At 62.6% G+C, this 22,113-nt stretch carries 19 protein-coding genes and 1 tRNA gene; 11 read left to right on the forward strand and 9 right to left on the reverse strand.

Features of this window, described 5'->3' with window-relative positions:
• Positions 1–119: 119 nt before the first annotated feature.
• Positions 120–1,310, forward strand: coding sequence for a glutamine-hydrolyzing carbamoyl-phosphate synthase small subunit (gene carA / locus I554_RS0122190; RefSeq protein ID WP_024574341.1), 1,191 nt, complete (start codon positions 120–122; stop codon positions 1,308–1,310).
• Between the two features lie 19 nt (positions 1,311–1,329).
• On the opposite strand, the gene I554_RS0122195 is transcribed toward carA, so the two are convergent.
• Positions 1,330–2,877 (reverse strand): sodium:proton antiporter, encoded by a 1,548-nt coding sequence (locus I554_RS0122195; RefSeq protein WP_024574340.1) that lies wholly within the window; start codon positions 2,875–2,877, stop codon positions 1,330–1,332.
• Positions 2,878–3,002: 125 nt separating this feature from the next.
• Positions 3,003–3,527, reverse strand: coding sequence for a DNA starvation/stationary phase protection protein (locus I554_RS0122200; protein ID WP_024574339.1), 525 nt, complete (start codon positions 3,525–3,527; stop codon positions 3,003–3,005).
• A gap of 209 nt (positions 3,528–3,736) precedes the next feature.
• Here I554_RS0122200 and I554_RS0122205 point away from each other — a divergent pair, with 209 nt between their 5' ends.
• Complete coding sequence (locus I554_RS0122205; protein ID WP_024574338.1) at positions 3,737–4,429, forward strand: methyltransferase domain-containing protein; 693 nt, start codon at positions 3,737–3,739, stop codon at positions 4,427–4,429.
• A 9-nt stretch (positions 4,430–4,438) separates the two neighbouring features.
• On the opposite strand, the gene I554_RS0122210 is transcribed toward I554_RS0122205, so the two are convergent.
• The gene (locus I554_RS0122210) at positions 4,439–4,840 is read right to left on the reverse strand and encodes a helix-turn-helix transcriptional regulator (RefSeq protein ID WP_024574337.1); all 402 of its coding nucleotides are present in this window, start codon (positions 4,838–4,840) and stop codon (positions 4,439–4,441) included.
• A gap of 116 nt (positions 4,841–4,956) precedes the next feature.
• On the opposite strand from I554_RS0122210, the gene I554_RS0122215 reads away from it, so the two are divergent.
• The 5 genes from I554_RS0122215 (at position 4,957) to I554_RS0122235 (ending at position 11,378) form a co-directional block, all read left to right on the forward strand.
• Positions 4,957–6,129: an MFS transporter gene (locus tag I554_RS0122215; protein ID WP_024574336.1), complete on the forward strand. Its 1,173-nt coding sequence runs from the start codon at positions 4,957–4,959 to the stop codon at positions 6,127–6,129.
• 138 nt (positions 6,130–6,267) lie between these two features.
• On the forward strand, positions 6,268–9,732 hold the full coding sequence (gene carB, locus I554_RS0122220) for a carbamoyl-phosphate synthase large subunit (RefSeq protein ID WP_024574335.1): 3,465 nt from the start codon (positions 6,268–6,270) through the stop codon (positions 9,730–9,732).
• Positions 9,733–9,906: 174 nt separating this feature from the next.
• Positions 9,907–10,383 (forward strand): transcription elongation factor GreA, encoded by a 477-nt coding sequence (gene greA, locus I554_RS0122225; protein WP_024574334.1) that lies wholly within the window; start codon positions 9,907–9,909, stop codon positions 10,381–10,383.
• 155 nt (positions 10,384–10,538) lie between these two features.
• A complete protein-coding gene (locus tag I554_RS0122230) occupies positions 10,539–10,820 on the forward strand; it encodes a hypothetical protein (protein WP_024574333.1) in 282 nt (93 codons plus the stop codon).
• Positions 10,821–10,979: 159 nt separating this feature from the next.
• Entirely contained in the window at positions 10,980–11,378 is a 399-nt protein-coding gene (locus tag I554_RS0122235; protein ID WP_024574332.1) for a DoxX family protein, read from the forward strand.
• A 29-nt stretch (positions 11,379–11,407) separates the two neighbouring features.
• Here the strand turns inward: I554_RS0122235 and I554_RS0122240 are convergent, their stop codons facing one another.
• Both I554_RS0122240 and I554_RS0122245 read right to left on the reverse strand, forming a co-directional pair.
• Positions 11,408–12,166, reverse strand: a complete 759-nt coding sequence (locus I554_RS0122240) for a sulfite exporter TauE/SafE family protein (protein ID WP_024574331.1) — start codon at positions 12,164–12,166, stop codon at positions 11,408–11,410.
• A 145-nt stretch (positions 12,167–12,311) separates the two neighbouring features.
• Complete coding sequence (locus I554_RS0122245; protein WP_024574330.1) at positions 12,312–12,794, reverse strand: Lrp/AsnC family transcriptional regulator; 483 nt, start codon at positions 12,792–12,794, stop codon at positions 12,312–12,314.
• A gap of 270 nt (positions 12,795–13,064) precedes the next feature.
• On the opposite strand from I554_RS0122245, the gene trxB reads away from it, so the two are divergent.
• A complete protein-coding gene (gene trxB, locus I554_RS0122250; protein WP_024574329.1) occupies positions 13,065–14,030 on the forward strand; it encodes a thioredoxin-disulfide reductase in 966 nt (321 codons plus the stop codon).
• A 2-nt stretch (positions 14,031–14,032) separates the two neighbouring features.
• The gene (locus I554_RS0122255; protein WP_006022122.1) at positions 14,033–14,956 is read left to right on the forward strand and encodes a LysR family transcriptional regulator; all 924 of its coding nucleotides are present in this window, start codon (positions 14,033–14,035) and stop codon (positions 14,954–14,956) included.
• A gap of 290 nt (positions 14,957–15,246) precedes the next feature.
• Here I554_RS0122255 and I554_RS0122260 read toward each other — a convergent pair whose 3' ends face one another.
• A complete protein-coding gene (locus I554_RS0122260; RefSeq protein ID WP_275450899.1) occupies positions 15,247–17,574 on the reverse strand; it encodes a heavy metal translocating P-type ATPase in 2,328 nt (775 codons plus the stop codon).
• Positions 17,575–17,743: 169 nt separating this feature from the next.
• Between I554_RS0122260 and I554_RS0122265 the strand changes: the two genes are divergently transcribed.
• Together I554_RS0122265 and I554_RS0122270 are read left to right on the forward strand one after the other, a co-directional pair.
• Positions 17,744–18,019 (forward strand): metal-sensitive transcriptional regulator, encoded by a 276-nt coding sequence (locus tag I554_RS0122265; protein WP_024574327.1) that lies wholly within the window; start codon positions 17,744–17,746, stop codon positions 18,017–18,019.
• A 263-nt stretch (positions 18,020–18,282) separates the two neighbouring features.
• Positions 18,283–20,694, forward strand: coding sequence for an EAL domain-containing protein (locus tag I554_RS0122270; RefSeq protein WP_024574326.1), 2,412 nt, complete (start codon positions 18,283–18,285; stop codon positions 20,692–20,694).
• Positions 20,695–20,721: 27 nt separating this feature from the next.
• Here I554_RS0122270 and I554_RS0122275 read toward each other — a convergent pair.
• The 3 genes from I554_RS0122275 to I554_RS0122285 all read right to left on the reverse strand — a co-directional run bounded on the left by I554_RS0122275 (position 20,722) and on the right by I554_RS0122285 (position 21,981).
• Positions 20,722–20,798: transfer RNA gene (locus I554_RS0122275), tRNA-His, on the reverse strand.
• A 191-nt stretch (positions 20,799–20,989) separates the two neighbouring features.
• On the reverse strand, positions 20,990–21,415 hold the full coding sequence (locus I554_RS0122280) for a phasin (RefSeq protein ID WP_024574325.1): 426 nt from the start codon (positions 21,413–21,415) through the stop codon (positions 20,990–20,992).
• Positions 21,416–21,606: 191 nt separating this feature from the next.
• Positions 21,607–21,981, reverse strand: a complete 375-nt coding sequence (locus tag I554_RS0122285; RefSeq protein WP_024574324.1) for a phasin family protein — start codon at positions 21,979–21,981, stop codon at positions 21,607–21,609.
• Between the last annotated feature and the right edge of the window lie 132 nt (positions 21,982–22,113).

Consider the following 22,113-nt stretch of genomic DNA (forward strand, 5'->3'; position numbering starts at 1 on the left):
GGCGCAGATTAGGGTTCTCTTGACACCTGTCAATTTTTCCAGAGAACCCCAAAAAACCTGATGAAACATACCTGTTCCGCCTTTGACGCGCCGCGGCACAGGGGTTATGTGATGGGCTTATGACCACATCAGATAACTCCTCAGCCTGGCCGGACCTCAAACCGACCGCGCTCCTCGTGCTCGCCGATGGCACCGTGCTGGAAGGCTTCGGCCTCGGTGCGGAAGGCCAGGCGGTTGGCGAAGTCTGCTTCAACACGGCGATGACCGGTTATGAGGAAATCCTCACCGATCCGTCCTATGCCGGGCAGCTCATCACCTTCACATTTCCGCATATCGGAAATGTCGGCACCAACGATGAAGACATCGAAACGGTGAACATGGCGGCAACGCCGGGCGCACGCGGCGTGATCCTGCGCGCGGGCATCACCGATCCGTCGAATTATCGCGCCGCCAGGCATCTCGATGCATGGCTAAAGGCGCGCGGCATCATCGGCCTGTCGGGCATCGACACGCGCGCGCTGACCGCGCTGATCCGCAGCAAGGGCATGCCCAACGCCGTGATCGCCCACAACAAGGACGGCAAGTTCGATCTGCACGGCCTCAAGGAAGAAGCGCGCGAGTGGCCCGGCCTGGAGGGCATGGACCTCGTGCCGATGGTGACCAGCACCCAGCGCTTCAACTGGGACGAGACGCCGTGGGAGTGGAACAACGGGTTCGGCAAGCAGGACAAGCCGGAATTCAATGTCGTCGCCATCGACTACGGCATCAAGCGCAACATCCTGCGTCTGCTCGCCGGAGAAGGCTGCAAGGTCACGGTTGTCACCGCGAAGACGTCCGCCGAAGACATTTTGGCGATGAAGCCGGACGGCGTGTTCCTGTCGAACGGCCCCGGCGATCCGGCAGCGACCGGCGAATACGCCGTGCCTGTCATCAAGAAGGTGATCGAGTCCGGAACGCCGACCTTCGGCATTTGCCTTGGCCACCAGATGCTCGGCCTCGCCGTCGGCGGCAAGACCATGAAGATGCATCAGGGCCATCACGGCGCCAACCATCCGGTGAAGGACCTCACCACCGGCAAGGTCGAGATCACGTCGATGAACCATGGCTTCGCCGTGGACAAGGCTACGCTCCCGGACAACGTCACGCAGACGCACATCTCGCTGTTCGACGACTCGAATTGCGGCATCGCGCTGGAAGACAAACCGGTGTTCTCGGTGCAGTACCACCCAGAGGCGTCACCCGGTCCGCGCGACTCGCACTATCTGTTCCGGCGGTTCGCCGATCTGATGCGCGAGAAAAAGCGGGCTTAAGTCTCAAGCCCGCTTCCCCTTACGACTTCGCCGCGCTGAGTTCGGCCCAGTCGAACTCCTCTTCCAGCCGGTGAAACGCGTCATCGCCGATTTCACCGGAATCGCGCATCTCGAACAGCACACGTCGCGCGGCATCGATCGCCTGCAACCGCACAGGATCGGCAGGCAGTTCGCTCGACATCAGACCATCCGGATTGCTTTCGGCCTGATCGAGCAACTGCCGGTATTCAAGCCGCAGCAATTCCGCCGCGGGCGAGGTGTTGCCGTCGATCGCTTCCAGCGCCGCATGCAAGGCCGCGCGGCGCGCCCAGCCGATCTCCTGACCGACCGGATCGCCATCATCCAGCGCAAACCAGTCGATCAGCGGCCGCAGCGTCAGCCCCTGAATGACGAGCGTGCCCAGCACCACCCCGAAGGCGGTGAGCAGGATCAGATCGCGATAGGGAAAGCCCACCGGCAGCGCGAACGCAGCCGCGAGCGTGACGATGCCGCGCATCCCGCACCACGAGATCAGCAGGCTGCTCTTGACCGATGGAACGCCGGATTTCCGCTCCGGGTTGTAGCCGTAGCGCAGGAGCTTCGCGCGCACGACGGTGATGTAACACATCATCCAGATAATCCGCACCACGATCACGGTCACGAGCACGATGCCGGCGACGATGCAGTACTGCTGGCGGACCGACCCGTCGCCCAGCCCGCTCCAGATCGGCCGCAACTGCATTCCGATCAGTACGAACGCCATCACATTGAGAAGAAAGACGACCGTCTCCCACACCGCATAGGACGGCACGCGCATTCGCGCCGAGGTGAGCATCGGCACGCTGCGTGAGATGACGATGGCATAGACCACGATGGTCAGGATGGCCGACAGTTGCAGCTTCTCGGCGATGATCCAGACAACAAACGTTGTCGCGAACTGCATGATGATCGCGGTTGGCACGTCGGAGATCCGCGTCAGCAGCGGCATTATCACCCGCGCCAGCACATAGCCGGCGATGACGCTGCCGATCAGCGACAGCGTGAGCGCCGGGGCGATGCTCTCCAGACTCAATGATGACGCCATCGCTGCGCCGACGGCGATACGATAGATCAGCAGCGCGCTGGCATCGTTGAGCAGGCTTTCGCCCTCGAGAATTTTCTGGATGCGGTAAGGCAGCCGGACACTGCGCAGGATCGCCGTCGCGGCGGCGGCGTCCGGCGGCGCAACGATGGCGCCGAGGGCGACCGCCGCGGCCCACGGCATCTCCGGCACCAGCCAGCGCACCACGACGGCGACAGCCACGGTGGTGACGCCGACCGCAGCCACCACCAGCATGGCGACCGGAAGCCAGTTGTCCCGCAGATCGCGGGTGGACGTGTCGAACGCCGCATCGAGCAGCACCGGCGCGACGAACAGCGCCAGCGCCAGATCCGGCTCAAGGGTCCAGTTGGGTGAACTGGGCAGGAGCGCAATCGCGATGCCGCCGAGCGCCAGAAAGGTCGGGTAAGGCACGCCAAGACGCCGCGCCAGTGCCGACAGCAGCATGGCGCCCATCAACAGGCCGATCAGCCATTCGAATGCGTGCAAGAAACGTCTCCACCCCGCCCCGCGAAAGCGGGACACCTTATTAGCATGGGCCGAAGACAGATCGGAATGAAACAAAACGCCCGCTACGAGGCGGGCGTTTTTCCAGAACGCGACGTTTTTGGAAATCAGGCTTCGTTGCCGCCCTCCTGGCGGCTTGCCTCGAACAGGAACCAGGTCCGGCGCTCGGCAGCGTCGATGAAATTATCGAGGATGTTCCCTGTCGGCGTGTCGTCGTATTTGTCGGCGATTTCGCGCGCCTTGCGCATGGCGACAACAGATTTTTTGTTGTCTTCCATCAGTTCGCGCAGCATCTCGCGCGGCGGCACGAATTTTTCGTCATTATCCTTGATGCTGGTCAGCTTGGCGAGGTGGCCGACGGAGCGCAGCGTAGTACCACCAATCTTGCGGACGCGCTCGGCCAACTCATCAATGGATGCGAAGATCGCCTCGGCCTGCTCGTCCAACAGCAGATGATAGTCGCGGAAATGGCGTCCGCTGACATGCCAGTGGAAATTCTTGGTCTTGATGTAAAGCGCGAACGCATCGGCCACCAGCGGGTTGATCGCTGCCGAAATCTTGTCGACAGCCTCCTGCGAGAGGTCGGTGGGCGTATCGAGATCGGGGGAAACGGTGGTCCTGGTTTTGCTCACGGCGGGGCCTTCCTGCTAGGAGATAGAGATCAGGCGATGGACAGGGATCGCCAGACCTTCTAACGCATCCTGCAACCGCCGGTTCCTGCACAAGGAACCCTTCATTTGGAGGCATGGTTCTGCGGCAACGCAGGGATGCCATTAACGTAGAGGCATGATCTTCCGAAAACCGGCTTCCACTTTTCGGGATCATGCTGCCGGACAGGCCGATGGACGACTGGATCGACTATTACGATTCAACGCATACGATTTATGTCAGCAAGCTGCATCGCGATGTGCATTTCCGCGTGATCGCCAATGACATTCTCAGCTATGTGCCCTCGCCCGACGCTGTCGTGCTCGACTATTCGTGCGGGGAAGCACTGTTCGCAGCGGGGGTTGCCGCCGCCTGCCGGAAGCTCATTCTCGCCGAACCCGCGCCCGGCGTGCGCGGGCGGCTGAGTGCGCGCTTCGGCCCGAACCCGAAAATCGATGTCCGCTCCCTCGACGACCTTCAGCAATTGCCGGATCGCTCGGTCGACCTCGCGGTGATGATTTCGGTCGCGCAGTACATGACGCCGGCCGAACTCGACCGTGCCTTCAGCCTGATGCGGCGTATCCTGAAGCCTGGCGGCAAGCTCGTGCTCGGCGACATCCTGCGGCCGGAAGTGGGCGCCGCCACCGACGTGATCGCGCTGCTCAAGCTCGCGGCCAAAAACGGCTTCCTGACCGACGCGCTGTGGGGCCTCGCGCGCACCGCCCTCTCCGATTACTGGCAATTGCGCCAGAGCATCGGACTGCAGCGCTATGGCGAAGCGGACATGGTTGCGAAGCTGAAGGCTGCAGGTTTTTCGCCGGTCCGCGCCAAAACCAATGTCGGCTACAACCCGGCCCGCATGACCTTCGTGGCGTTGCGCAACTGAGCGCGCTACCTATCGGCCGCGCGCCGTTCGCTTCGGCGTTTCATCCTCCACCGCAACGAATTCGCATTCGGGCAATTCGAGGCGATCGGCGTCACGTTTGACGGCCGAAAGAATAGAATCGATCAGACCGGGAAACCGGGCTTCGATATCCTTCCTCCGCAAACGCATGTAGCGGGCCGTGCCCTCGATCTTTGTGTGAACGAGCCCCGCCTCCCGAAGTCTCGCAAAATGGTAGGCGAGATTGGATTTCGCACCGAACCCGCTGAAGTCGCCGCAGCGCAGGTCGGATTCGCGGTTTTCATGATTAGCAAGGTTGTAGACGATCGCCAGCCGCGTCGGATCGCTCAAGCAATCCAACAACATAGGCAGTTCGATCTGATCCCGCGTGGGGTGCAAGGGAATGCGCGCCATGCGTTAAATGTAGCAACGCTCTGCGTTCGGCGCAATGTTCAATAGTTATTGAACTAATTGACATCCAGCCCCTGCGAGCCCATTAGTTCAATGAATTTTGAACAATGAGGCCTGTGATGAGCTTGTACTGGTTGGCGCTGACGGCATTCGCGATCGGCACCGAAGCATTCGTGATCGCGGGCCTCCTCCCGGTGATCGCATCGGACGTTCACATCTCGCTGGTGGCCACGGGGCAACTCGTGACGGCCTATGCCCTCACCTACGCGGTCGGCTCGCCGATCCTCGCGGTGCTGTTCAACAATGTCGATCGCAAGCTGACTCTCATTCTCGCCTTGAGTTTTTTCATCGCCGGCAATCTGGCTGCCGCGACGGCAGACGGATTTGCAGTGCTGCTCATCTCGCGGATGGTGATGGCCGTAGGCGCCGGCCTCGCCATGCCGACAGCAACTGCCGTCGCGGTTGCCGTCGCGACGCCCGAACGGCGCGGCCGCGCCGTCGCGATCGTGATTTCCGGCATGACCATCGCGACGGTGGTGGGCGTTCCGCTCGGGACCATGATCGGCAGCAGTTTCGGCTGGCGCGCTACATTCGTGCTGGTCGCCGGCCTCGGCGCGATTGCGCTGGCCGGCCTGGTGTTTGGCCTGCCCCGCAGTTTGCCGCGTGCAGCAGCCAGTTTCGCACAACGTGTCGCTATCGCGCGTCACCCCTCGGTGTTGCAAACGCTCGGCACCACCACGATCTGGGCGGCGTCCGTCTTCACGGTGTTCACCTATATCGCCATCCCGTTGCACGACATTGGCCTGTCCACGCCTGCGGTCAGCTTCGCATTGCTTGTATTCGGCGTAGCCGCCGCGATCGGCAACACGGCGGGAGGACGACTGGTCGATCGCTTCGGACCGACCGCAATCGGGGTGCTGGGCCTGGCCCAATTGGTCGTCGTATTCGCGATGCAATCGGTGGCGCTGAAATTCCTGCCGCCGGAACTGGCGGCATATGCGATGCTGCTGTTGATCTTCTTGTGGGGTCTCGCCGGCTGGGCCTTCTACGTGGCGCAGGTGGTTACCCTCGTCCGCCTCTCGCCGGATGCCCCCATGATCGCCCTGTCTCTGAACGCATCCGCCATGTACCTCGGAATTGGGCTGGGCGGCGTCATCGGCGGCGCCGTCTTGTCCACCCTCAAACCGACGGACCTGGGGTGGGTCGCCGCCTGCGGCTTCCTGGCGGCACTGGCACTTGCTCTGTGGCGCACACGGCAGGAAAGCCCGAAACTGCATAAAATTGCCGGTTGATCGCAGCCTTAAAGGCCTTTCACCGCTCCGGAATCTGGTCTAAAGACACGGCGCGCGCGAGGGCAACCTGGCGCTTGGCTCAAGGGACGCGCGGATGCGCGCCCTTTTTTTGTGCCCAATTTCCTGCCGTGAGACTGAATGCCTAAAAGAACCGACATTTCGACGATCCTCATCATCGGCGCTGGCCCCATCGTGATCGGCCAGGCCTGCGAATTCGACTATTCCGGCACCCAGGCCGTGAAAACGCTCCGCGAAGAGGGCTATCGCATCGTCCTCGTCAATTCCAATCCGGCCACCATCATGACGGACCCGGAACTGGCGGACGCGACCTATATCGAGCCGATCACGCCGGAAATCGTCGCCAAGATCATCGAGAAGGAACGCCATGTCATTCCCGGCGGCTTCGCGCTGCTGCCGACCATGGGCGGCCAGACCGCGCTGAACTGCGCGCTGTCACTGCGCCGTCAGGGCACGCTGGAAAAATTCGACGTCGAGATGATCGGCGCCACCGCCGACGCCATCGACAAGGCGGAAGACCGCCAGCTGTTCCGCGAGGCGATGACCAAGATCGGGCTCGAGACGCCGAAGTCGCGGCTCGCCAACGCCTCCGACCTGAAGAAGCAGTATCGCGACCAGTATCTCGCCGAGAAGGAAAAGCTCTCCGGCGAAGCGCTTGCCGAACACGAGCGCCAGTGGGTGCTGCACGAGGGTGACCGGCGCAAGCGCTATCAGGAACATGCGCTCGGTCAGGCGCTGATGGCGCTGTCCGAGATCGGCCTGCCTGCCATCATCCGCCCGTCGTTCACCATGGGCGGCACCGGCGGCGGCATCGCCTACAACCGCGAGGAATTCCTCGACATCATCGAGCGCGGACTCGATGCCTCGCCGACCAACGAAGTGCTGATCGAAGAGTCGGTGCTCGGCTGGAAAGAGTACGAGATGGAGGTTGTCCGCGACAAGAAGGACAACTGTATCATTGTCTGCTCGATCGAGAACCTCGATCCGATGGGCGTGCACACCGGCGACTCCATCACCGTCGCCCCTGCTCTGACGCTGACCGACAAGGAATACCAGATCATGCGCGACGCCTCGCTGGCGGTGCTGCGCGAGATCGGCGTCGAGACCGGCGGATCGAACGTGCAGTTCGGTGTCAATCCGGCGGACGGCCGCATGGTCGTCATTGAAATGAATCCGCGCGTGTCGCGTTCGTCCGCGCTGGCCTCCAAGGCCACCGGCTTCCCGATCGCCAAGGTCGCGGCGAAGCTCGCCGTCGGCTACACGCTCGATGAAATCGCCAACGACATCACCGGCGGTGCGACGCCGGCGTCGTTCGAGCCGACCATCGACTACGTGGTCACCAAGATTCCGCGCTTCGCGTTCGAGAAATTCCCCGGCGCCTCCACCACGCTGACCACCTCGATGAAGTCGGTCGGCGAGGTGATGGCGATCGGCCGCACCTTCCAGGAGAGCTTGCAGAAGGCGCTGCGCGGACTGGAAACCGGTCTCACCGGTTTGGACGAAATCGAAATCGAAGGCCTCGGCCAGAGCGACGACAAGAACGCGGTGCGCGCCGCGCTCGGCACGCCGACCCCCGACCGGCTGCTGCAGGTCGCGCAGGCGATGCGGCTCGGCTGGACCAACGAGGAGATCTTCACCTCGTGCAAGATCGACCCGTGGTTCCTCGCCGAAATGCGCGGCATCGTGGAGATGGAAGACAAGGTCAAGACGCACGGCCTGCCCGGCAACGCCCACGGCATGCGCACGCTGAAGGCCATGGGCTTCTCCGACGCGCGCCTTGCGGTGCTGGCCGGCAAGACCGAAGCCGAAGTAAAGTCACTGCGGCGATCCTTGAACGTGCGTCCGGTGTTCAAACGCATCGACACATGCGCCGCCGAATTCGCATCCCCGACCGCCTACATGTATTCGACCTATGAGGCGCCGTTTGCCGGCACCGCCGCGGACGAAAGCGCGCCGTCGGACAAGAACAAGGTCATCATTCTCGGCGGCGGACCGAACAGAATCGGTCAGGGAATCGAGTTCGACTACTGCTGCTGTCACGCCTGCTTCGCGCTGCATGACGCCGGTTACGAGACCATCATGGTCAACTGCAATCCGGAAACGGTGTCCACCGACTACGACACCGCGGACCGGCTCTACTTCGAGCCGCTGACCGCCGAGGACGTGCTGGAGATCATCGACACCGAACGCAGCAACGGCACGCTGCACGGCGTGATCGTGCAGTTCGGCGGCCAGACCCCGCTGAAGCTCGCGCATGCGCTGCAAGCCGCCGATGTGCCGATTCTCGGCACTTCGCCCGACGCCATCGATCTCGCCGAAGACCGCGACCGCTTCAAGCGCGTGCTGGACAAGCTGCGTCTCAAGCAGCCGAAGAACGGCATCGCCTATTCGGTCGAGCAGGCGCGCCTCGTGGCCGCCGATCTCGGTCTGCCGCTGGTCGTGCGTCCGTCCTATGTGCTCGGCGGCCGCGCCATGCAGATCATCCGCGAAGAGTTCCAGCTCGGCGATTACCTGCTCGGCACCCTGCCGGAGCTGGTGCCCGCCGACGTCAAGGCGCGCTATCCCAACGACAAGACCGGCCAGATCAACACGGTGCTCGGCAAGAACCCGCTGCTGTTCGACCGCTATCTGTCCGATGCGACCGAAGTCGACGTCGACTGCCTGTGCGACGGCAAGGATACGTTCGTCGTCGGCATCATGGAGCATATCGAGGAAGCCGGCATTCACTCCGGCGACTCGGCCTGCTCACTGCCGCCGCATTCGCTCGACGCCGCGATGATCGCCGAACTCGAACGCCAGACCCGCGAGCTCGCGCTCGGCCTCGATGTCGTCGGCCTGATGAACGTCCAGTACGCCATCAAGGACGGCGAGATCTACGTGCTCGAAGTGAATCCGCGTGCGTCCCGCACCGTGCCGTTCGTCGCCAAGGTGGTCGGCATTCCGGTCGCCAAGATCGCAGCCCGCATCATGGCCGGCGAGAAACTCGCCGACTTCAAGCTGAAGCCGCGCAAGCTCAACCATGTCGGCGTCAAGGAATCGGTGTTCCCGTTCGCGCGCTTCCCCGGCGTCGACACCGTGCTCGGGCCGGAAATGAAATCGACCGGCGAGATCATGGGCATCGACACGTCGTTCGCCGTCGCCTTCGCCAAGAGCCAGCTCGGGGGCGGCACGCGCGTGCCGCGCAAGGGAACCGTGTTCGTGTCGGTGCGCGAAATCGACAAGGCGCGCATCCTCGATGCAGTGAAAATGCTGAGCTCGCTCGGCTTCAAGGTGATCGCAACCTCGGGCACCCAGCGTTTCCTCGTGGAGAACGGGGTACCGGCGGAAAAGATCAACAAGGTGCTGGAAGGCCGCCCGCACATTGTTGACGCAATTACCAATGGCGAGGTGCAACTCGTTTTCAATACCACCGAGGGGCCGCAGGCGCTGGCCGACAGCCGCTCGTTGCGACGTGCTGCCCTCTTGCATAAAGTGCCATATTACACCACTCTTTCGGGTGCACTGGCGGCGGCGCAGGGTATCCGGGCCTATCTGGGCGGGGATCTCGAGGTCCGCACCCTGCAGGGTTACTTCCCCGATTTGTGAAATTGGTAGCCGGTCGGCTTGGCCGGCGTAGTATAAAGTGGGACCAGCGGCGGGAACCGTCTCGCTGCGTTCATGTTCTCATTCGTTGCCCGGCGGCCCAAGGCGCCAAAGGGATCACATCACATGTTTCGCGCGCCCGGCCAGTTCCGACGCGCGAGATACAAGGACGGCGAAATGGTTGAGAAGGTACCGATGACACAGGGCGGATACGCCGCCCTGGAAGTTGAACTGAAGCAGCGCCAGTCGGTGGATCGCCCGCGCATTGTCGAGCAGATCGCCGAAGCGCGTTCGCATGGCGACCTGTCCGAGAACGCCGAGTATCATGCCGCGAAGGAAGCGCAGTCGCATAACGAGGGCCGCATCGCGGAACTCGAGGACAAGCTCGCGCGCGCCGACATCATCGATGTCTCGAAGCTGTCCGGCGACACCATCAAGTTCGGCGCGACGGTGACCCTGATCGACGAAGACACCGAGAAGAAGGCCGTCTGGCAGATCGTCGGCGAGACCGAAGCCGACGCCAAGAAGGGCCGCATCTCGATCACGTCGCCACTCGCGCGCGCGCTGATCGGCAAGAAGAAGGGCACGTCCGTCGAGGTCGTCGCTCCCGGCGGCGCGAAGGCTTACGAGATCACCAAGGTGGACTGGAAGTAAGCGGGACGCTCGCAACTGCGCAATTCAGGAAATGGCCGGGACTTCCCGGCCATTTGCTTTTGTGATTCCAAATCTCGCGGAATGCGAAGAACATCGGTCCCCTTGAATAGCAGGCTGGGTCCCCGCCTTCGCGGGGACGACATGGTGCGAGCGGAATGAAACGATTTTACACCTCAAGCCTCGCTATTGCAGCAATACTGGCTGCCACCGGCGCGCGTGCCGCCGAGCTTGAGATTCCGCCCCCGGGCAAGCCGAAGGAACTGTCGGTCTACGTCAACCAGCCGCACTGCACGCGCTGGACCGACGAGTGCGTGAGTTGCACGCGCGGCGCCGACGGCAAGGGACCGGCCTGCTCCAATATCGGTTTTGCCTGTCAGCCCAAGGCCATCCGCTGTATCGGCGCTGACATTCCGCAGAGCGAGCCGGACAAGAAGTAGCGGTTTCCAGCCGGAAACCAGGGCACACGCACAACACTGCGCTTTGCGAATTATTCCAGATCGCCCCACGAAATCGTCATTGAGTCGGGCCTGCTCCATCTTTCACTTGGCCGGATGGCGCGATAACTAAAGTGTGTGGAATTAAACAGGGGGACTTCCATGGACTTCAGATTTCTCGAACCGTACCGACCGCAACTGCTCAGCGTGCTGCGCATCATCATCGGCCTTATGCTGTTTCAGTATGGCGTCGCAAAGATTCTCAAGTTTCCACCGGACTCGCCATTCGCCAAGGTCGAACTCTTCTCATTATACGGCGCTGCAGGATCGCTCGAACTGATTCTTGGCGGTTTGCTGATCATCGGGTTGTTTAGCCGGCTGGTAGCTTTCATTCTCGCAGGCGAGATGGCCTTCGCATATTTCATCGGTCACTTTCCGAAGAATTTCTATCCTGTGATCAACGGCGGCACCGCGGCTATCACGCTCTGCTTCGTCTGTCTCTATCTGGCGAGCGCCGGTGCAGGCCCATGGAGCGTCGACGCCTCACGCGGCAAGGCCTGATCGCCCAAGCCGTCAGGACATGGTTCCGGTCATGTCCTGAGAAAGAACACGACAGTCAAAACCGCGCCGATGGCCACCACCGCGGCGCGGATTATTTTTTCCGGAACGCGGCGCGCGACCACAACGCCGTAATATCCGCCGAACACCGATGCGCCGATCGTCACCAGCGCCTGCGGCCAGTGTACAAGACCACCGGCGATCAGCAGCGCCGCCGACATGATCTGTATCAGGAACGCGACAAGAAGCTTGGTCGCGTTCGCCTTGTGGAAATTTCCGCTTTCGAGAATGGCCAGTGCCGCCAGCATCATGATGCCGGTGCCTGCGCCGAAAAATCCGCCATAGACCGCCACCACCATCATCAGCACATAGGCGGCAATTCGTGCGCCCGCATGCTGTCCGCGCGACCACGGCTCGACGAAGTTGCGGATCTGGCTGCTGAGGGCGAACAGCAAAGTGGCCAGCAACAGCAGCCACGGCACCAGCGGGCGGAAACCGCCATCGCCAATCCAGATCAGCAACAGCGCACCTGCGGCTCCGCCGATCAGTCCGATGATCGCGAATGGAATCATCTCGCGGAAATGGCTGCGGACTTCGGAGCGATAGGCCGCGACGCTGGACAGATTGCTGGGCGTCAGGGCCACCGCGCTGGTGGCGTTGGCATCGAGCGTCGGCAATCCGCAGGCCACGAGGGCGGCAAATGTAACGAACGTGCCGCCACCGGCGACAGCATTGATGGTGCCGGCGGCGAAACCAGCCAGCGCCAGCACAATGATCTGGAATAAAGTCACGTCAGTCCCATCACGCAATTGGGCAAGCGCCCGGCACGCGGCTTTTAGATGAAACCTTTGCCCGCGAGAATGCTGGGTCTCGTATGGCCTCTATGTCGTCCCGGCCTTCGCCAGGACGACATCGAAACTGAAGCCGCGAGCAGCGTCAGCCTTGCGGGACTTTCAGTTCGAGCGGAACGTCCGGCGCATTCTTGGAATTATGCAGCACCAGCGAGGTCCGCACATTGCGCACATGGGGCGCGGCGGTGAGATGCGAGACGAAGTTCTGGAAGGTCGCCATGTCCGGCGCGACGCATTTGAGAATAAAGTCGATCTCGCCCGACAGCATCCAGCATTCGCGCACCAGCGGCTCATGGCGGACGAATTCCTCGAACGCGCGCAGATCCGCGTCGGCCTGGCTCGACAGGTGCACCGAGGCAAACACCGTGACGTCGAAGCCGAGGGACGGCGGGTCCAGCAGTCCGCGGTAGCCGCGGATATAGCCCTCCTCCTCCAGGGTGCGGACCCGGCGCAGGCAGGGCGGCGGCGAAATGCCGACCCGTTTGGCCAGTTCGACATTGGTGATTCGGCCATCAGCCTGAATCTCATTGAGTATTTTCAGGTCGATTTCGTCGAGGCTCTTTGACACGGACACCTAACCCCCTGGGGACCGGATATTTCCGGCCCTTTTCCAGACCTGTTCTAGCCAGCAGCACGGCTTCGCGCAATTTTATTTCGCGCAATATGCTATCTCATGGCTAGCTGGGGAAAATTTCATGATAGGGGTTGCATATCTTGCATAGCTCGTAGGATGGCCTACATTCGGAACATGCACTTTTAACAGCGCAGCGATGCCTTTGCGGGCATTTCCCGCCTCTTCGCTGGTCAATCCATGCAACAAGCTCCTAAGGGTCAGGTTATGGCCGCTCCCATTCATGCCAAGGTTGTCATCATCGGTTCGGGACCGGCGGGTTATACTGCCGCGATTTACGCCGCACGCGCCATGCTCGAGCCCGTGCTGATCCAGGGCATTCAGCCCGGCGGCCAGCTCACCATCACCACCGACGTCGAGAACTATCCGGGATTTGCCGACGTCATCCAGGGCCCCTGGCTGATGGAGCAGATGGAGAAGCAGGCGGCACATGTCGGCACCAAGATCGTCACCGACCATGTCAACAAGCTCGAACTGGGCCAGCGTCCGTTCCGCATCTCCACCGACAGCGGCGACGTCTATCTGGCTGATACGGTGATCCTCGCCACCGGCGCGCAAGCGCGCTGGCTCGGACTGCCTTTCGAGGAGAAGTTCAAGGGCTTCGGCGTCTCGGCCTGCGCCACCTGCGACGGCTTCTTCTACCGCAACAAGGAAGTGTTCGTGGTCGGCGGCGGCAACACCGCCGTCGAGGAAGCGCTGTTCCTGACCAACTTCGCCTCGCAGGTCACGCTGGTTCACCGCCGCAACAGCCTGCGCGCGGAGCGCATTTTGCAGGACCGCCTGTTCAAGCACCCGAAGATCAAGGTGATCTGGGACAGCGAAGTCGCGGATATCCGCGGCCAGGACAATCCCTCCAAGGTGACCCACGTCGTGCTGAAAAACATCAAGAGCGGCGCGGTGACCGAACACGCCGCCGACGGCGTCTTCGTCGCCATCGGCCATGCTCCGGCGACCGAGCTCGTCGCCGGCCAGCTCAAACTGAAGCCATCCGGCTATATCGAGATCGCACCGCATTCCACCGCGACCTCGGTGCCCGGCGTCTTCGCCGCGGGCGACGTCGCGGATGAAACCTATCGCCAGGCCGTGACGGCTGCGGGCCTCGGCTGTATGGCGGCGCTGGAAGCGGAACGCTTCCTGGCGCACAGCGCCACCGAACGCGCAGCGGCGGAGTGACCATGCCACGAACACGCGACGGATTAAGCGATATGGATTGGGACAAGCTCAAGGTCTTTCACGCGGCAGCGGAAGCGGGAAGCTTCACGCATGCGGGCGAACAGCTCGGGCTGTCGCAGTCGGCCGTGTCGCGCCAGGTCAGCGCGCTGGAGCAGGAACTGGCAGTCTCGCTGTTTCATCGCCATGCGCGCGGACTGATTCTCACCGAACAGGGCGACTTGCTGTTCCGCACTGCGCATGACGTGTTCATGCAGTTGCAGGCCGCGCGCGCGAAGCTCACCGACAGCCGCGAGCGGCCGAGCGGCGACCTCAAGGTGACCACCACACCGGGCGTCGGCATCAACTGGCTGATCCCGCGGCTCGGCGAGTTCACCGCGCTCTATCCGGACATCCGCATTTCGCTGATCGTCACCGACGAGGAACTCGACCTGTCGATGCGCGAGGCCGATGTGGCGATCCGCACCCGCAAGCCGACCCAGCCGGATCTCATTCAGCGCAAGCTGTTCTCGATGGGCTTCCATGCCTATTGCTCGCCGGAATACGTCAAGCGCCACGGCACCCCGCGCACGCTGGACGAACTGGACGCACACCGGATCATCGTCCTCAGCGACCAGAACGTGCCGCAGCACCTGCAAAACCGGAACTGGCTGATCGAGGCCAACACCAACGGGTCCGGGCCGCGCGAGCCGGTGTTCAAGGTCAACAACATCCTCGGGCTGGTGCGCGCCTGCCAGCAGGGCCTCGGAATCGCGGCGCTGCCGGACTATCTGGTCGAGGACAACAACCGCCTCGTGCAGCTGTTCAGCGAGGCCGACTCGATTCAATTGGATACGTATTTTGTCTATCCCGAAGAATTGAAGTCCGTGGCGCGCGTGCAGGTTTTCCGTGATTTTATCGTGAGTAAGGCGCAGCGCTGGCCGTCCTGATGCTGTTCAAACGGACGTTTGAGCCCGCATCCTGAGCATGACTGACATACCGGGATCGGAGTTGTCCGCATGGGAAATCGCGGACCATACTCTCCCCACACTGAATGAGCGTTCTGCACACTGTCCCCCTCCTCCAGCGGAACGCGCGCTCAGTTATCCCTCTTGGAAGGTGATTGTGTCGGCCTCACGTGGCCAAAAACTAAACAGGCCGGGCTTTTTAGCCCGGCCTTTTTTCATGCGCATGTTCCCTTGCTATCGCGCGTGACCCGAACAACTTCGAATGAAGCCTCTTATGATTGAAGCTTCATGCGCGCCAGCCGCAGCGCATTGCCGATCACGCTGACCGACGACAGCGCCATGGCCGCAGCGCCGATCATCGGCGACAGCAGAATCCCGAACACCGGATAAAGCACACCCGCCGCGACCGGAATGCCGGCTGCGTTGTACAGGAAGGCAAACGCCAGGTTCTGGCGGATATTGCGCATCGTCGCCCGCGACAGTTGCCGGGCTTCCACCAGCCCCATCAGATCGCCGCGCAGCAGCGTGATGCCCGCGCTTTCGATCGCCACATCGGTGCCGCTGCCCATGGCGATGCCGACATCGGCCGCGGCAAGCGCGGGAGCGTCGTTGATGCCGTCACCGGCCATCGCCACCACGCGGCCCTCGCGGCGCTGACGCGTTACCACATCGCCCTTGCGCTCGGGCAGAACGTCAGCCTCCACGTCGCTGATGCCGAGCGCCTTCGCCACCGCCTGCGCCGTCGTCACATTGTCGCCGGTCAGCATGACAATGCGCAGACCGCTGGCGCGCAGTTGCTTGAGCGCCTCAGGCGCGCTCGGCTTGACCGGATCGGCAATGGCGATGACGCCCGCAGCGCGGCCATCGACAGCGACATAGATTGCGGTCGCACCGCGCTCGCGCTGGTCGCGTGCGTCCTTCTCCAGTGCCTTCGTGTCGACGCTCGACTGCTGCATGATCACGGCATTGCCGATCACAATGCGGCGGCCATCGACAGTACCGGTCGCGCCCTTGCCCACAGGCGAGTCGAAACCCTGCACATCGGAAAGCGCGAGACCTTCCTCCTTCGCGGCCTTCAGGATCGCGAAGGCCAGCGGATGCTCGCTAGCGCGCTCGACACTGGCGGCCAGCCGCAGCAGTTCGCCGCGCGTAATTCCATTCGCGGGAATCACCGCGACCACCTTCGGCTTGCCTTCGGTTAGCGTGCCGGTCTTGTCGATCACCAGGGTGTCGACCTTCTCCATCCGCTCCAGCGCCTCGGCGTCGCGGATGAGAATGCCGGACCGCGCGCCGCGGCCGACGCCGACCATAATCGACATCGGAGTCGCAAGACCAAGCGCGCAGGGACACGCGATGATGAGGACCGTCACCGCGGCAACCAGCGCATAGGTGAATCGGGGCTCGGGACCGAACACCGCCCATGCCGCGAACGCCGCGAACGCCGCCGCGATCACCACCGGCACGAACCAGCCTGCGACCTGATCGGCGAGCCGCTGGACCGGCGCACGCGAGCGCTGCGCCCGCGCCACCAGATCGACAATGCGCGCCAGCATGGTGTCGCGGCCGATCTTGTCGGCGCGGACCACAAGGCCGCCGCTCTGGTTGACGGTGCCGCCGATCACCTGCGCGCCGATCGCCTTTTTCACCGGCATCGACTCGCCGGTGACGAGGGACTCATCGACCAGCGACGATCCCTCGGTGACGGTGCCGTCGACCGGGACTTTTTCGCCCGGCCGCACCCGGAGCAGATCACCCACCGCGATGGCGTCGATATCGATGTCCTCGTCGCCGGTCTGCGAGATGCGCCGCGCCGTCTTCGGCGCAAGTCCGAGCAATGCGCGGATCGCGCCTGACGTGCGCGCCCGGGCGCGCAGTTCGAGCACCTGACCCAGCAGAACGAGAACGGTGATGACGGCGGCCGCTTCGAAGTACACCGCAACCGCGCCGTGGTGATCGCGGAATGCGTCCGGAAACACCTGCGGCGCCAGCGTCGCGACCACGCTATAAATGTAAGCGACGCCTGTGCCCATCGCGATCAGCGTGAACATGTTGAGATTGCGAGTCCTGATCGACTGCCAGCCGCGCTCGAAGAACGGCCAGCCGGCCCACAGCACCACCGGCGTCGCCAGCGCGAACGACAGCCAGTTCGAGGTTTGCAGCGGCAGCAGGTGGATGCCGCCGAGATGCGCCGCCATGTCGATGACGAACACCGGCAGCGTCAGCGCGAGACCGATCCAGAAGCGGCGCGTCATGTCGATCAATTCGGGATCGGGCGCATCATCCAGCGAAACGGTTTCGGGCTCGAGCGCCATGCCGCAGATCGGACAACTCCCCGGCCCGACCTGTCGCACATCGGGATGCATCGGACAGGTGTAGATGGTGCCTTCGGGCAGCTTCTCTTCAGGCTGTGACGATTTCGGCGCGAGATATTTTTCCGGGTCGGCTTCGAACCTGGTCCGGCAGCCCGCCGAGCAGAAGAAATGGTCCTGCCCCTTGTACGCAAGTCGATGCTTCGCGGTCGCCATGGTGACGGTCATACCGCAGACCGGATCGATCGCCTGACCCGCTTGATCTTCATCAACGTGGCCGTGGCCCGCCACATGGGAATGGTGGTGCGCGTGAGCGTGCTTGTCGTGGCTGTGACCGCCGGAACCTTGATTGCCATGTCCGCCGCAGCAACTGCCCTTGCCGTTGCTCTGATGATCCGATGACGCCACGATTCCAATTCTCCACTTGCAACATATACCCTATGGGGGTATATAGTATGGCATGCGCAAGGAAATCAAGTCATCATGCCTGAAAAGGCTGAAACGGATCGAAGGCCAGGTTCGCGGTCTCGCGGGAATGGTCGAAGATGATCGCTATTGCATCGACATCGTCACGCAGATCGCAGCCGCCCGTGCAGCGCTGCGGCGGGTCGAGGAAGAGGTCCTGCGCGATCATGTCGCCCATTGCGTGGAGCATGCGATTACGTCTGGCGACAAGGCGGACCAGCGGCGCAAGATCGCCGAACTGATGGATGTGGTGAGCCGCGCGGACCGCTGATCGGCGAGAGAAACATCTTCTCATCGTCACATGGTTTATTGCGCGTTAGTCCCCGGTTTCCTGCGGGATACTTCGACCGCATGCGAAAAGTGATTGCGGCACAGGGTTTCTCGCGATTGTTCGCTGTGCGTACACATCGTAACGATAGCCGATAGCACCCCGCGCAACCACATCCGTCAAACCTGCGCCGGCGAGTTTACCTCTTCTTACGCAATTCCCCGTACCTGCCGACGCTTGCGTGTTCTCGCGTTCCAGGTTGTCCCATGTTGAAAGTCTACAACTGCATCGCCACCGCCCATGATCTGCGGCTTGTGGGGCTCGCGGCTGTGATTTGCGCCATCGCGTCGCTCGCGGCCATCAATCTGCTCAGACATGCGCGCCTGTCGACCGGTTACATGCGCAAGGTCTGGCTTGCGGTCTCCGCCATTTCGACCGGCTTCGGCATCTGGTCCACGCATTTCATTGCGATGCTGGCGTTCTCGCCCGGAATTCCGAACGGCTACAACATCTCCCTGACAGCACTGTCGCTGATCGCCGCGATCGTGCTAACGGGCGTTGGCCTCGCGATGTCGATGCAGCCCAAATGGCGGCTGGGACCGTGGCTCGGCGGCGCCGTGGTCGGTGGCGGCATCGCCACCATGCATTATCTCGGCATGGCAGCGTTCGAGATCGAAGGGACGATCCTCTGGGATCCAACGCTGGTGGTGGTCTCGATTCTTCTGGGAGCCGTGATCGGCGCGGCAGCGCTGCCGGCGGGTCTCCATGGTCAATCGGAGCGATGGAAAGCCACCGGCGCGCTGCTCCTGACCCTTGCGATCTGCAGTCATCATTTCACCGCCATGGGCGCCGCATCGATCATGCCGGACCCAACCATCAAGGTGTCGCAGCAGGCCTTGCCGGCTGCATGGCTCGCCTTCAGCGTCGCGGTCGCAAGCTTTACCATCATCATCCTCGCGTTGGCCGGCCTCGCGCTGGACATCCGCGATCAGCGCCGCTCGGTGCTTGAAGCCGAGCGCATGCGCGGTCTCGCCAATGCCGCGGTCGAAGGCCTGCTGGTCTGCGACGGCGATATCGCTGTGACCGTCAACACCAGTTTCGCGCAGCTTGTCGGCTCAACGTCGGACAAGCTCATCGGTACGAACCTGCAATCGTACATTCCGGATGCCGGCGCGCGTGCGAAACTGTTCGCCGCCCCTAACCAGCCGGTGGAGGCCGATCTTCGTCACGCCGACGGATCGATGATTCCGGTCGAACTGATCCTGCGTCCGATCGACTTCGCCGGGCATGCGCATCACGTCATCGCCGTGCGCAACCTGCAGGCGCGCAAGAAGGCTGAGCAGCATATCCGCTATCTCGCGCATCACGATGCGCTGACCTCGCTGCCCAACCGCGGCACCTTCCATGCGCGGCTCGACCATGAAATCGCCGCGACCCTCGCAGGCGGACAGAAGTGCGCCGTGCTCTGCTTCGACCTCGACAGGTTCAAGGAGGTCAACGATCTGTTCGGACACGCGGCCGGCGACAAGGTGCTTCAGACCGTCGCCTCACGGGTTAACGCGATCCTCGACAAGACATGCATGGTCGCGCGCCTCGGCGGCGACGAATTCGCGGTCCTTGTCCCCGGACTGTCCAGCCCCGCCACGGCCGGACGGCTGGCCGAGCGCATTATCGAGGCACTGCGATCCGACGGTGATAAATCCGACAGCGAGAACATGACCTCGTGCAGCATCGGCATCGCAATCTGCCCGGACGATGCGGACAACCGTGAGACGCTGCTCACCCACGCCGACACGGCGCTCTACCGCGCCAAGATGGAAGGCCGTGCCACCTACCGCTTCTTCGAAGCGAAAATGGGCGCGGAAGTTCACGACCGCCGTGTGCTGGAGCACGATCTGCGGCAGGCGGTGTCGCGCGGGGAGTTCACTCTGGTCTATCAGCCGCAGGAAGACATCCAGAGCAGGACCGTGGTCGGCTTCGAAGCCCTGTTACGCTGGAATCACAAGACCCGCGGTTCGATTTCGCCGGCCGTATTCATTCCGATCGCAGAGGAAACTGGCGCGATTCTTGGCATCGGCGAATGGGTCCTGCGCGAAGCGTGCAAACAGGCCGCGAGCTGGCCGCAGCCTCTCACCATTGCCGTCAACGTCTCGGCGGTTCAGATCTACAACGAGAACTTCGTGCAGCTCGTGCATGAGGTGCTGCTGGAAACCGGCCTCGCGCCCGGCCGGCTCGAACTCGAAATCACCGAGACCGCGCTGGTGCGCGATCTCAACCGCGCGCTCACCACACTGCGGCGGATCAAGGCGCTGGGCGTGCATATCGCGATGGACGATTTCGGCACCGGATATTCATCGCTCTCCAACCTGCGCGCATTCCCGTTCGACAAGATCAAGATCGACGGTTCGTTCATCAAGTCGGTCAACACCAACGAGCAGGCCGCGACCATCGTGCGCGCCGTGCTCGGCCTCGGCCGCGGTCTCGGTCTGCCGGTGCTGGCGGAAGGCGTCGAAACACCGGCGGAGCTGGCGTTCCTGCAATCGGAATTGTGCAACGAGGTTCAGGGCTATCTCGTTGGGCGGCCCGCCGCGATCGGAACCTTCGCAACCCTCACCCATCCCGGAAGCGGGCCTGCAACAGGCGAGGAAATCCGCGTCCTGCTGGCGCAGTCGGCCTGAGACTTCGGATTTTCGGGGCTTTGGAAGTGGTACAGTTGGGTGGGATCGAACCACCGACCTCCGGATCCACAATCCGGCGCTCTAACCAGCTGAGCTACAACTGCATTTTCAATCGGACGGCGGCCAGTCGGCTGCCCCGCCGAGGGCGGCGATTTCGCGGGAAACTAGGTGCAACGCCGCGCTTTGGCAAGACGCTTTGACCTGCCGAAATCACGTCGCCAACAGCCCGTTATTGGTGACCGCGGCGACGGAAACGGTTCAGTGGCGCAGGCCCTGCCGGTAACAGATTCCGCGATCAGACGCCGGTCTTGAAAGCCTTTGCCGCACCGGCGGCGATCGGCTCGACAGCCGCAGCCGCCGCTTTCTGGGTCAGGGCCGCAAGGTCCTGGGACTGTGCGGTGAGAACCTCGAACTGCTTGCGGGCGTGAGCATTCATCAGTTCGAGGGCTTCCGGCAGCGATTTCACGCCCATCAGGCTCTGGGTGAAGGCGAACGCGGCTTCGGTGTTGGTCTGCGCCATTCCGATCACCTTAGAGGTGAAATCGCCGGCGCTCCTGGTGGACTGCTCAACCAGCGCCTCGAGTGCCCCATTGTTGGAAACGGCTGCGTCCTTGAGCTTCTGGTAGCCATCACGGGCCTGGAAAACGCCCATCTCGGCGAAGGCGCGAAACTGCTCGGGAACCTTGAAGGGGACAACAGCGAATGGATCGTTCGCGCTCATAAAGGCAGTCCTTGTGTCTGGAAGTGAAGCCGCCGGAACGGCGCAACCGGCCGCGGGCCCGTCAAGGCTGGCGGCGGTCCGTTTCTATTCGGCACTATACGGGGGATTTTGTGCATTGCAACAAGGCTGGCGCATGCCTGATCCGGCGCGAGCGCCGGATCGACCCTCCAAAATGGCCTGTGCCGGACAGGTTATTTGGGCTTGGTGGCATCCATGGCGGCACGGGTCACGGTCTGCCCCATTTCACTGGCCTGCTCCGCCAGCGCCCGCATCTGCCCCTGCACGTATTCGGTGTGGAGACGCATGACCTCGGTGAGGTCCTTGGCGTGAATCAGCTGTTGCGCATAGGCCAGCGAGGTCTGCACGTTCTTTTCCGCAAACGCGATGGCCTTGGCGCTGATCTCCTTGGCGGTGCTGCCCGGACCACCAAGCGCCGAGCCGCCGAACGCCGCCGCCGTCTGCTGCGCGCTGCTGATGAAGGTCTCGAATGCCTTGCGTGCCTGTTCGAGGCTCGCTTCCGCCATCGATCGCATTTCCTTCGGAATCTCGAACTGATTGCCAGTCATATCGCGCCCTCCTGTTACATTCGGGTCCTGCCGGACCCGTGTCCGCAATTCACCGCCGGGTGGCACCACATATGACGCAGCGCAACGACAGTTCCTGCATGTCCATCGTGAACGTTTGAATATCTTTTGCAA

It is taken from the genome of Afipia sp. OHSU_II-C1 (assembly GCF_000497575.1).
GTDB lineage: Bacteria > Pseudomonadota > Alphaproteobacteria > Rhizobiales > Xanthobacteraceae > Afipia.